This is a genomic window from Bifidobacterium sp. N4G05 (assembly GCF_002742445.1).
GTDB classification, from domain to species: Bacteria; Actinomycetota; Actinomycetes; order Actinomycetales; family Bifidobacteriaceae; genus Bifidobacterium; species Bifidobacterium hominis.
In genome coordinates this window covers 42,656-54,487 of sequence record NZ_NJNQ01000009.1, presented here as the reverse complement: position 1 = coordinate 54,487, position 11,832 = coordinate 42,656, and the positions used below count along the sequence as shown (strand labels likewise).

8 protein-coding genes and 1 rRNA gene are annotated in these 11,832 nt (G+C 55.7%); 3 read left to right on the top strand and 6 right to left on the bottom strand.

What is annotated here, in order from left to right:
* Positions 1-419, bottom strand: a 16S ribosomal RNA gene (locus CE153_RS08335); the annotation flags it as partial.
* A 319-nt stretch (positions 420-738) separates the two neighbouring features.
* On the opposite strand from CE153_RS08335, the gene CE153_RS08895 reads away from it, so the two are divergent.
* Positions 739-981: a hypothetical protein gene (locus tag CE153_RS08895; RefSeq protein ID WP_180753464.1), complete on the top strand. Its 243-nt coding sequence runs from the start codon at positions 739-741 to the stop codon at positions 979-981.
* A gap of 120 nt (positions 982-1,101) precedes the next feature.
* On the opposite strand, the gene CE153_RS08325 is transcribed toward CE153_RS08895, so the two are convergent.
* Entirely contained in the window at positions 1,102-3,549 is a 2,448-nt protein-coding gene (locus CE153_RS08325; protein WP_236824517.1) for a DUF6541 family protein, read from the bottom strand.
* A 181-nt stretch (positions 3,550-3,730) separates the two neighbouring features.
* On the opposite strand from CE153_RS08325, the gene CE153_RS08320 reads away from it, so the two are divergent.
* Both CE153_RS08320 and CE153_RS08315 read left to right on the top strand, forming a co-directional pair.
* Entirely contained in the window at positions 3,731-5,056 is a 1,326-nt protein-coding gene (locus CE153_RS08320; RefSeq protein WP_099595851.1) for an ABC transporter permease, read from the top strand.
* Positions 5,053-6,222, top strand: a complete 1,170-nt coding sequence (locus tag CE153_RS08315) for an ATP-binding cassette domain-containing protein (protein ID WP_099571521.1) — start codon at positions 5,053-5,055, stop codon at positions 6,220-6,222. The genes CE153_RS08320 and CE153_RS08315 overlap by 4 nt, the downstream gene beginning before the upstream one ends.
* A 118-nt stretch (positions 6,223-6,340) precedes the next feature.
* Here the strand turns inward: CE153_RS08315 and CE153_RS08310 are convergent, their stop codons facing one another.
* The 4 genes from CE153_RS08310 to CE153_RS08295 all read right to left on the bottom strand — a co-directional run bounded on the left by CE153_RS08310 (position 6,341) and on the right by CE153_RS08295 (position 11,725).
* Entirely contained in the window at positions 6,341-7,132 is a 792-nt protein-coding gene (locus CE153_RS08310; protein WP_039199407.1) for an HD domain-containing protein, read from the bottom strand.
* Positions 7,133-7,281: 149 nt separating this feature from the next.
* Positions 7,282-8,166, bottom strand: a complete 885-nt coding sequence (locus CE153_RS08305; protein WP_039199409.1) for a class II glutamine amidotransferase — start codon at positions 8,164-8,166, stop codon at positions 7,282-7,284.
* Between the two features lie 201 nt (positions 8,167-8,367).
* Complete coding sequence (locus tag CE153_RS08300) at positions 8,368-10,545, bottom strand: KUP/HAK/KT family potassium transporter (protein ID WP_099595850.1); 2,178 nt, start codon at positions 10,543-10,545, stop codon at positions 8,368-8,370.
* Between the two features lie 223 nt (positions 10,546-10,768).
* Entirely contained in the window at positions 10,769-11,725 is a 957-nt protein-coding gene (locus tag CE153_RS08295; protein WP_099595849.1) for a TatD family hydrolase, read from the bottom strand.
* Positions 11,726-11,832: the final 107 nt, after the last annotated feature.

The following is an 11,832-nucleotide window of genomic DNA, read 5'->3' as shown; positions in this document are numbered from 1 at the left end:
AAGGCCGTCATCCCGCACGCGGCGTCGCTGCATCAGGCTTGCGCCCATTGTGCAATATTCCCCACTGCTGCCTCCCGTAGGAGTCTGGGCCGTATCTCAGTCCCAATGTGGCCGGTCGCCCTCTCAGGCCGGCTACCCGTCGTAGGCTCGGTGGGCCGTTACCCCGCCGACTACCTGATAGGACGCGACCCCATCCCATACCGATGAAATCTTTCCCAGCCCACCATGCGGAAGGCTGGAGCATCCGGCATTACCACCCGTTTCCAGGAGCTATTCCGGTGTATGGGGCAGGTCGGTCACGCATTACTCACCCGTTCGCCACTCTCACCAGGCAGCAAGCTGCCTGGATCCCGTTCGACTTGCATGTGTTAAGCACGCCGCCAGCGTTCATCCTGAGCCAGAATCGAACCCTCCACAAAAAACCTTTCATGAAGAGAACCAACATGTGACTCTCAAAAACAAAGAAACCGACATCCGTTTATAAGGAAAACGGACTGTCCGCAAAAACCCCGTCCCGTTTGACCGGCCTCCCGGCACCCACGCCAAACACGCGGGCCGTAAGACGGACTGGCAATCATTGACTATAAAGAAGTAGTACAAATACGCTTTTGAGTTCTCAAACCACCACCACTCACCCACCTCAGGGAACCCCAGCCGGGGAACCACTCGCTGAGCGGCAGCAAGAGATAAACCTACAGCACAACGGCCGGCAACGCAAATCGGACATCCACGAACACCATGAAAACCATTGAAAACACTGGACTCCACCGGCGTGTCGAAAACACGGGAAAAGCGGGCAAGGAACACCATCGCGCGGCAAAAGACCGTCGGAAAAACCTCAAAACACTCCACCGCAAGCCAACACCCGGGCGTGTCGGCACCACGACACCACATCTGCAACCGACTCCGCAACCAGCCATCCACACATCAGTCGAGATGGAAAAGAGAAGAAGCAAGCAGAGGAAGAAAGGGAAGCAATAAAAAAAGAACCGCACCCAGATCGTTGATCTGAACAAATTCAGATCTCAACTGATCGAAAGTGCGGCCTCACATATGTGCGCGCAGGCGACGGCAGAACAAGGCAGCGCAGCCAAAAATCGATTAATCGGCGCAACCGAAACGGTAGAGAGCCCAACCCTGGCCATACTGCGAATAATCGGCAACCTTCACCAACGTGCCGTCATCCACATACGCATCAATCAATTCCTCATTATGGAAGGAATCGTATTGGGCGCGATACGGGAACGACTGCAAGCTTTGCGCTTGGTCGCCCATCGTAAGAAAGTACTTCGGAGCGTCGGTCAGCGGACATACCGTGCCAAGCACCTGCTGCACATCGCCGGAAGCAAACGCGGTCTCCACTTTGCCGAACGGAGCGGATGACACATCGGTGCGCGCATTGATGATCGGATACAGCATGTTCGCGTTGAACAGCGTCTCCGCATACATCGAACCGTTCAGCGGATCGGAAATGATGGTGGCCTGAGTGCCAGTACGTTCCGTGACCTTGCGCAGCACAATGATCTTCTGCTCGGTGAGCTGCTCGTTGGGGTCGCTTTGATCCAAGCTGGAATGCGCGATGATCGCGTCACGAACTGCAGTGCGAGACGGACATACGATCTGCGCGGAAACCGCAAGTATCGCAACTACGAGGAATGCGGCGATTGGGCCGATCCAATTAGAAATGAAAGAAACACTCTTCACGGAAGAAACAGCAGGCCCAGAAGAAAGAGAAGGAACGGAAGAAGAAGAAACACTATTCTTCGCGGAGAAGGAAGATGCAGAAAGAGCGAAAGAAGCGGATGTGGCGCACGCGGAAACGCATTCGGAAAACGCGTTGACGCCAATGACAAGCAACGGCAACGCAACCAGCGGAAGCATGGTCACAATACGGTTTTCATCGCGATACCAAGGAGCGCTGATGATATTCGGCAGCGCGCCAACCAACGTGACCGTGCACACATAAACCAGTGTGACCAGCAGAAATGCGGCCATCAACGCGATCACGTCACGCAGGCGATCGTTGCGGCGAGGTCGAGATGGTTCGGACGATTCGAATAAGGAGACGTCAGCAGCATCGGAACACGAGACAGCCGGCAGACCGGAAGTGGGAACCGGGGAAACAGCAGGAGCGGGAACCGCAGTATCGGAAGCCAAAGCATCAGCATCAGCGGAAAAAGCGGGAGCCACAGTGGAAACAGCAACCGAAAGCGAATCCGAAAAGCGCACAACAGTGCGGCGGGAGGCGCAAACAAAAGCGGCAACGGTTCCCGCAATCAGCAATAATGCGAACAGAATCGCAGGAAAACCGTCAAGACCATCCGCGAAACAGAACGAAATCGACTCCCACAAATTCTTGGACGGCTGATGACTGTGGAACCAGGAAGCGGGATTCGCCCAACGATCCGATTTGAACGACGTGAGCATCAGAGCCACAAACGCCACCGCGCCGACACACATGGCGATAAACGCGCCAAGAATCAGCTTCCACGGCAAACGCAACACAATGAAAGGCACCAAAATCAGAGCGTACGTGAATGCAATACGCGGGTGCGCAACCAAACAGATCACGCCTGCAATTGCAGTAATCGCAAGCCATTTCACTATATGCTCGCGTGCGGAGATCTCATCGAACAAGCGCAACGTGGCAGCGATAAAGAACGGCAGCAGCGAAGTGGCGAAACCGAATGCGATCAGCGGGCCGGCATTCAGTAGTCCGTACGGGTGGCACACCGAGCTGACGGCAAGCACCGGCACGAACAGTCCAAGCAGATTCTGCAGAACGAAAGTAGCGTCGAGAGTGGCGTTATATTGCTGATTTACAGCTGACGATGCATGCTGGTTTGAAACATTCGACGATTCAGATACGGACGACGATTCAGAAGTAGGCGATGCTTGCGAAATACGTGAAATTGGATTGGAAATACGTGAAATTGGATTGGAAATTGGATTGCCGCGATTCCAACGTTGTAGAAAATACCTGCACAATACCAGCATTCCGGAAGGAAAAATCACGCCCGAAGCGATGATCCACGTGATATTGAATGCCGCGTAAATCGAACATTGCACGCCGAACAGCACCGCGATTTTGATCACGAAATAAGCGCAAATGTGGAATAACGGCGGATAAAACGAATTATGAGGCCACAAATGCAATGCCGCCCCCAAACCTTCGTCAAGCAGGCGGCGAATGAAATAGTAATGCGCGGGGGCATCGCTGCTGGCAATCGGCGTATTCCACACCGTGGAGGGGAACCACGCAATCACCAAGCATAACGCGGACACGATGCCGATAATCGACGTAAGCCACGGCAATAACGCGCGGAGCGACGCCGAATGCAGCATAGCGGGACGCCATCGCAGATCACATTTCCGCTCGGACGGGCCGCCCGTGGCCAAGCTGTTCTGCCGAGACCGAGTCTGCGCATGCGTCTGAATCGAGTCATGATCGGCCGTAACGGAACCGGCATTTGTAATCTGTTCGGAAGTCATCAATTCCATCATAGCGAGCGCCGCAACCATGCCCAACGGTCGATTTTCAGGAATCATTCAGACTTCATGCAGGGGTATAACAGTGTTGCGCAAGAAAACAATCACGTTGGAAGCCCAAGATAATTTCACGGGACGCACCATGCGCTACGGGCCTGCCTTGCTGCGGAGCGCGCGTCCCGGCCAACGCTGACGTCGGCATGCGCCGGCGCGCAATAACAGAGAACTGGAGAAGTACCGCATGTTCGTTCTCAAGAACGCATGGGCGGCGCTCGGCCGCGTCAAATGGCGCACCGCGCTGATCGCCCTACTCGCACTACTGGTGTCTTTCTCGGCTGCCGTGGATCTGGCAGTCATACGAGCAGACAACACCGCCAATAATGAAACATACCAGTCGCAGAAAGCCACTGCGGTAATTCGGCCGACCGCGCAAACCAAAGCCAAGCGCGACGGCGCCGATTCCAGCTATACCGACAAATACTTGACGTGGGAAAAGTACGGCACGTACGCAACGGCCGCACAGAACAGCAGCGTGACCTTCGAATACACATTGGCAACGTCAGTGCCGGTGCGTGAAAGCAAGTCGTTGCAGGCGATCGCCGCGAAAAGCGATACCAGCGAAGACAAGACCGGCGGCAATCTGACCCTGCAAGCGTTCTACACGTTGGATGCCACGAAAATCAACGATTACGGCTACTACAAAGTGGTCAAGGGCAAGCATCTGAGCTATAAGACGCAGAGCGACGGCGTACTCATTTCGCAGGCGCTAGCCGATAAGAACAATCTCAAGGTCGGCGACAAGGTGACGGTCGGCAATCCGTCGAAGGCTTCCGAAACGTACACATTCACCGTGCGCGGCATTTACGAATATGACAGCGACGTGCCTGAGGGCAACGGTTCCGACGCAAAATACGCGAAGGACAATCGTGAAAACGTGATCTACACGACGTATCTCAACTTCGCCAAGAACGGGCTTGACACGACGGGGGCCACGGGATGGGGCGTTCCGAATCTCAATATCGTGTTCTCGCTGGCGAATCCTTCCACGTACGACAAGTTCGTGCGCGCGGTGAAGAAGGCCAAGTTGGACACGAAGACGTACGAGATCACCTCGCCGTCGCTTACCGCCTATAAGAAGTCGATTGAGCCGCTTGATTCCGCCGCTTCGGCCGCACGCATCGTGCTGTTGGCCGTGACGATCGTCGGCGGAATCGCGTTGCTGGCATTGATTGTGTGGGCGGCAGTCGGCGGTCGGCGCGACGAGATCGGCATGGCGATGATCACCGGCGTGACCAAGGGCCGTTTGGGATGGCAGTTCATGCTGGAAACGTTCATGATGACGGTTCCGGGTTGGATCATCGGTTTGGTTGCCGGCGCGCTATTGGCGAAGCCGATCGGCACCGCGTGGGCCGGCGGGCAGACTGTGGCGATCACGTCCGCTTCAGTGTGGAATGTGATCTGGTGCGGCTTGGGCGCATGCCTGGCGCTTGGCATCGTGGCGTTCGTGCGCGTGGCCTGCTTCAACTTGAACCAACTGTTTGAGGAACGCTCGGAGGTGACGGCATGAGCGACAATATGAACGATAAGAACGAAAACATCGACGAGACCGTGGTTGACGAGACCGCTGAAGCCGAGGCAAGCGAGACCGTCGATGATACTGCGATCGGCGATATTGCAGATGACGCATCTTCCGCAGATTCCATTGAATCCATCGATTTTACGGTGATGTACGACGATGACAATGCAGATATCGAAATTGCGGAAAATGACGATGCTGCGACTTCCGACGATGCAAATGACGACGACACTGCAGCGGTTGCAGACAACGATACCGCAGATGCCGACGAAACCGCCGACGCTGCAAATGACGTTGCGGATACCGAGGATGACGATTCGGACGTGGTGGCGGGTAACGCGAATCAAGTGAAGGAAACACTCGCTTTGCGCTCTTCCGACGAACCGACCGTACTGGAATCGCATGAAACGGTGAAAGCCGATTCCGTGACCAGCGTTTCGTCACAGCTCGACAATGAAATCAAGCGCAATCGCAAAAAGGATGCGTTCTTCTTCAAAACGAATCCGACATTCGCGCTCGATCATGTGACCGTGACCAATCGCAAGACCGGCCGCAATATTCTTGACGACCTGTCGTTGTCGTTCCATGCAGGCTCCACGCATGCGGTGCTTGTGGACGCGGAGGATCGCGAACAGCATCAGGCATTGCTGGCCACCATGGTCGGCATGGTGCGCACGGACCGCGGCAATGTGATGCACAAAAGCGCCAACCTGAGCGACACCGAACCGGTCGAAGTGCTGGGACACCGCATCGGATTCATTCCGCAACGTTTCGCTTTCCGCCCCGATCTCGACGCGGAAGGCAATGTGCTCTACGCCATGGATGCATCGAACCGCAACTTCCTCAAGCCGAAGCCTGTGATCGCCCGCGAACTGCTCAAGCGCGTGGGCTTCGACGAGGTGACGTCCGGCCTGGCAGTCGGCGAAGTAAGCGAACTGAACCAGCGTCGCGTGGCCATCGCTCGTGCGCTAAGCTGCGAGGCTGAGGTGATCATCGCCGACGAGCCGACCGCTGGATTGAATGCCGACGATGCGGCCGTGGTGTTGGATCTGTTGAAGAAGTTCAAGCGCGATACCGATCGCAAGCGCGCCATCATCGTGGTGACCACCAATCCGGAGGTCGCCGATGCGATGGAGCACAGCGTGGAACTTGACTAGCCGCCTAGTGCAACGGGCGCGCGAACATAGACTCTTTCGCGCGCCCATAGGTAAGCCCTTTGGAATTCTGGTTTTAGCCAAATCCCAAAGGGCTTACGTGTTCTGAAAGCGGTCTGCCCTACTCCGCGATACGCATGTGGTACTGCTCGGCAAGTGGCGTGACGTCAAGCACGCCGTATCGTTCGAGCAGCCGCAGCCATTCGCGCCTGTTGCTTTCGCCGAAACGGGCCGCTTTGCGCGCATAGGCTTCGGCAGTCAGGAACTTCGGCGGAATCGACTTGCTGTTGTACTTGTCGGCCACCATCACCACTTCCTGCTCAAGATTCATGGGCACATAGTCGGCCGGAGGCAGCGGCAATCCTTGCGATTCCACCGCTTCTTTGGTGAGTCCCACACCGGTGTGGTTGCGCGCGAACTGCGCGATGGACTCGTCAACACCCTCATTCAACAAATATTCGTAGCCTTTAAGCCCATGCCGCACGTAATTCGGACCGTCGAATTTCAGCGGCCCACCGTCGGAACCATCTTGTTTGAGCAGAAAATACGTGCCGATATCATGCAGCAGACCACCGATCACCACCAGATGCTCATCGATCAGCCTTGGCGGAACGGTTCCGCCCGTAAGCCCGTCCGATGATGGAATGGAAGGAATGCGAAGCATGCCGAACGATTCGTCTCCATTGCCATCTTGCGTAAGCCTAAGGCCGAAATCGCCCACTTTTTCGGGGGCGTCGTCCGGTAGCGTGCATCGACGGGTGAAAAGTGCGTTCTGCCTGCATGCCATGCGACGTGCGATGTCGGCAACGACTACGCAATGTCCGTGAATCAAATCGTATGCGGCTTGCGATTGCGCGATTTTTCGATGCAGTTCGTCAACTTGGGCGAGTGTAGGAATATATCCGGTTGTCATACCGCCTATCTTAGGCGCTGTATGACGATTGCCGCATGCTGAATCCGGTCGAAAAAATGTCCAGAAATCCCAGATGAAAATTACAGTCGAAAATTACAGTCGAAAATTACGGTCGAAAATTCCCAAGTACGGATTTCAGCTTACGAATTTCAGATAGAACGCACGCGAAATGCGCCGGTACGGTTAGAAGCGACGATCATCCGATCGTTTTCCAAACGAGTCCAGCCATCTTCGGCACGCTGATCGAAACCGGAGCTGGCCACAACCACGCCCTTCAGCTGGCCTGCAGCCTGATCCGCTTCGGATTCGCCGAGCGCACGATAGCGCATCACACGATAGTCATGCGCCTGGTCGCCACGTCCGTACTGGTCGTAGATTTCCACAATGCGCTTGGACGTGACCTCACGACCGGCCGCGCACAGAGCGATGAACTGGTCTTGGCTCTGAATCATGCAGTTGTAGCTGGATTTCGGATAGCTTTTGCGCAGTTCGCGCACAGCCTGCGCGACCGCCTCGTCGAGCGCGAAACCAAAACCGATGTACTGCAGAATCACTGCGAAGAAAATGGCGGAATCGGAACGGCCGCCGGTGGACTGCACGATATTCGGATCGACTGGGAACGCACGGTTGGTGATGATGTTGCGACCCTGATCGTCGGAAATATCGCCATTGTGGATGAAGCTCAATCCGTTGGCGTAGAACGGCTGCTGGTTTTCGAGAATCAGCGGCAGGTTCGAGCTGGCCAAACGTAGGTGCCACAGGCCTCCACGGGCCGGAGCGTTGGCGAGCTCGTCGAAAATCGGATCATGGCGGGCCGCGATCGTGTTCTTGTAGATGGCGGTGCCGGTTTCCGGAGTGGGAGCGCCACCGTCACGTAGGTACGGCGACTCGCTCGGCACGGTGACCAGCGCGGAGCCCCAGCCATCGTTGTGGATTTCACTCAGATCACGGAAATCGCGTACGGTCTGCATGCCGAGCACACCATTGAGACTGGTGTTGCTTCCGGCTGCCGCGAATCCAAGTAATCTGCACATGGTTGATTACTCTACAGGGCTTGTGCTGCAACGCGCGCATATGGCTATCGACATTGCTTATAGCGTGCAAAAAACCGCGTGATTCCAACGATTCTTCGCGATAAGACCGTGCAAAACCTACAAAATGTCCCTACGAAAACGGGCTGCGCGACGATGGCAGAAGCGATCATCATCATCATGCAGCCCGTTTCACGGCTTGTTTCACACACGCTTTAGCCGCGGAGGACGCTGAGTCGCGAGGAACAGCGGCTGTATCTCAATCAGTGGATTGTAAGGCGCAAGGCCGAACCATTTGACCGGAGATCCCGCAAGACGACGGATCGCATACTTGATTTCCAAAGAAATCGCGCCACGCTGCGATACCTTCGACTCAGGCATAAGCGCCTTGTGAATCAGCACATATCGAATCGGACCGATATTCGGATCAGCATCAAGCTTCGGATAACGGCTTTCCTGCTTCGGCAGATCCCCCGACTTCGACAAATCGTTCATGATCTGATGAATGTAAGCCGGAATCGACTGAGAAACCTTGAAACCAAGCCGAATGCGAACACGGAACATGTAATCCGTGCCGAAATTCTCAACCGAATACTCGCGAGTGAACGGCTCATCAGCGGTCTCGACAGAAACCGCCCACCAAGCGCGGGCACGTTTTGGATGGTCGGCGAAAATCGAGAAGAAGATATCGGTATCGATACGCTTCATCTCCGGATCCGACGTGAGGTAAACGATATTGTCGGCAAAATACGGAATCGTATCGTCATCATGCAGCCGCTCCAGCACCGGCAGGCACTCGGCGGGCTGCATATGACGACGCTGCGCACGTTCCAGCTTCGTGCCTTCGTTCCACGTATACATGACCAGCAGAATCGCGAAGGTAAGCAGCATTGTGAACCAGCCACCATGCAGGAACTTCGCCATGGAAGCGAAGAAAAACATGAACTGAATCGCAAGGAACAGCACGGTGAATACGACCGCTCCGATACGACGCCCTGAATGCCAGATGTAGACGGCAAGCAGAATGGTGGTGGTGATCATTGTGATGGTCAACGCCAGGCCATACGCCGCGGAAATATGCTCGGAATCGCGGAATAGCGCCAAAACCAACAGCGTGGAAACGCAAAGCACCACATTGACCACAGGAATGTACAGCTGGCCGCGGGTACGGGCCGGGTAACGAACCTGAAGATGCGGCATCCAGTTCAGATGGGTGGCTTCAGACACCATCGTGAACGCGCCGGTGATCAATGCCTGCGAGGCGATAACGCCCGCGACCACGGAAAGCACGACGGCCACGTAACGCACGCTGGGCGTCATCATTTCGAAGAACGGGTTCAAACCGTGCGTGCGGGCATAAGCCGAATCATCCCAATGATTGAGCATCCATGCGCCTTGGCCGAAATAACAGAGCACAAGCGCGATTTTGATGAACGGCCACGTGAAATAGATGTTGCCACGTCCAACGTGACCCATGTCGGAATAAAGCGCTTCGGCACCGGTGGTTGACAGGAACACCGTACCCATGATGGCAAGACCAGCGGCATTATGGCTGCTGAACAGGAATCTGACACCGTACAAGGGGTTGAGCGCCGCGAACACGCCCCAATACTGACTGAGGTTCGCCAAGCCGACAACCGCTAGGAACGAGAACCAGATAAGCACGACCGAACCGAACACCTTGCCGATACGCTCAGTGCCACGCGACTGCGCAGAGAACAGTATCAGAATGATGGCCGCGGTGATCATCAGGGTCAGCTGCTTGTTTTCGGTAAAAAGTTTTTCAAAAGCCGGTAGTGTTTCCAAACCTTCCACTGCCGAGCTGATGGACACGGCTGGGGTGAGCACGGAATCGGCGAGGAACGCGGCACCGCCGAGCATGGCGGGAATCGCAAGCCATGCACCGTACTTGCGAATCAACGAGTACAGCGCGAAAATGCCGCCTTCGCCCTTGTTGTCGATGCGCATGGCAATCAGCACGTATTTGACAGTGGTGATGAGTGTGATTGACCAGAACACCAACGAAAGCACGCCGAGCACGGCCTCGTGGTCAGCGTGCGCGAGTCCGCCCTGCCCGTTGAGGAACGTCTGCATGGTGTACAGCGGCGAGGTGCCGATATCGCCATATACCACGCCCAACGCCACGATCGCCATGGCAGGCGTGATTTTGTTTGGCCCGGATTGCAGACGGCTCCACCAGCGGCCGATGGGACCTTTGCTGGCCACCTGGTCAAGTTTGGCGGCCTCCTGCTGCTTCTCCTCGTGCTGCTTGATCAGCTCCTGTCGCTCTTCCTTGGTCAGCACCTTGTGCGAAACCTTCGGCGCCTGCGTGTATGTGGCTGCGTGAAACAGCGGCTCATCCTCGTTAGGCTCGTTAGCCATAACGCTACCTCCAAGTGGCGGGCCTTCCAACCCACTCCCCAAAATAAACGCAAAAAGGCACGTTAGGAGCCGTACGAAGTCTTGTCAAATCTTCACATTGTTTCTTGCGATTCTTGATCTCGAAAGAAGTAGACTTCCTGTGGGTTTTTTCCCTTTTGTTTTTCTCTTATTCTCTCTCATTTTCGGACAAATCGTTTCCGCTTTGCCGATTTTCGGAATTTGTTCAGATTCCGTACACTTCGCGCGTAGTCTTTCGTGTTGCCTGCGCGACTTCCGTCAGCGGTTTATCGAGATAATTCGCCAACGACTGCAGGGTGTAGGGGATCATGTACGGCGCGTTGGTGCGGCCACGATACGGCATCGGACTTAGGTAGGGGGCATCGGTTTCGACCATGACATGACTGAGCCCGACAATGCGTGCCGACTCGCGGATACCATCGTTGCCCTTATAGCTGGATGTGCCCGAAAGACTGAGATACCAACCGTTTTCGCGCGCTATCTCACCCATTTCGGCATCACCGGAATAGCTGTGGAACACGGTCCGTTCGGGAGCGCCGTCCGCCAGCAACGTTTCGATAACTTCCTTATGCGAGTCACGGTCATGGATCTGCATAGGCAGATTGAGTTCCTTGGCGAGCGCGATGTGCGCGCGGAAAGCTTCCCGCTGGAGTTCTTTGGCGGCTTCGCCGGTGCGGAAGAGATCCATGCCGGTTTCGCCTATGGCCACAACCCGATTGGGGTAAGTGATGGCAAGACGGTGTACTTCGGCCATGGCGTCTTCGAAGTTGGTGTCGTGCCAGGGTTTGTATTTGAGCGGAAGGCCGTCTGGTCCGGGCACTCCGCGATGACCGTGGAGCACGGATTCGTTGGGATGTATGGCGATGGCCGCGTGCACGGTTTGGGGGTGTTCACGTGCCATGTCGATGGCGGTCATGAGGTTCGGTAGTTCGCATCCGCAGTCGATGACGCCTTCGACGCCGACTTGTTGTGCTTGGTTCAGCAGTTCGTCGACGCTGTATACGGGGACTTCCGGTTGGCCTTTTTCTTGGGCTTCATGGCTCATGGCCCGCGAGAACGGCACGACGGACGCCACATGCGTGTGGTTGTCGATAACGTGCGCGTTCTCGGGAAGTGGTTGCGGTGCTGGCGCCCAGCTGCGGTCACGATGGTGTTTGCTCATGCCTCCAGCCTACGCTCGATGGCAGTCTTGCTTCGGAAGCCGCGTTATTCATCGATGGCAGTGGGATTAACCAACGCACCTCTATATGTTTTGCGATGTAGCGCTGA

What these genes read in the sequence shown, in the direction of transcription:
- CE153_RS08295 (WP_099595849.1), bottom strand. Translation starts at nt 11,725, where the DNA reads ATGAGCAAACACCATCGTGACCGCAGCTGGGCGCCAGCACCGCAACCA.
- CE153_RS08895 (WP_180753464.1), top strand. Translation starts at nt 739, where the DNA reads ATGAAAACCATTGAAAACACTGGACTCCACCGGCGTGTCGAAAACACG.
- CE153_RS08315 (WP_099571521.1), top strand. Translation starts at nt 5,053, where the DNA reads ATGAGCGACAATATGAACGATAAGAACGAAAACATCGACGAGACCGTG.
- CE153_RS08305 (WP_039199409.1), bottom strand. Translation starts at nt 8,166, where the DNA reads ATGTGCAGATTACTTGGATTCGCGGCAGCCGGAAGCAACACCAGTCTC.
- CE153_RS08325 (WP_236824517.1), bottom strand. Translation starts at nt 3,549, where the DNA reads ATGATTCCTGAAAATCGACCGTTGGGCATGGTTGCGGCGCTCGCTATG.
- CE153_RS08310 (WP_039199407.1), bottom strand. Translation starts at nt 7,132, where the DNA reads ATGACAACCGGATATATTCCTACACTCGCCCAAGTTGACGAACTGCAT.
- CE153_RS08320 (WP_099595851.1), top strand. Translation starts at nt 3,731, where the DNA reads ATGTTCGTTCTCAAGAACGCATGGGCGGCGCTCGGCCGCGTCAAATGG.
- CE153_RS08300 (WP_099595850.1), bottom strand. Translation starts at nt 10,545, where the DNA reads ATGGCTAACGAGCCTAACGAGGATGAGCCGCTGTTTCACGCAGCCACA.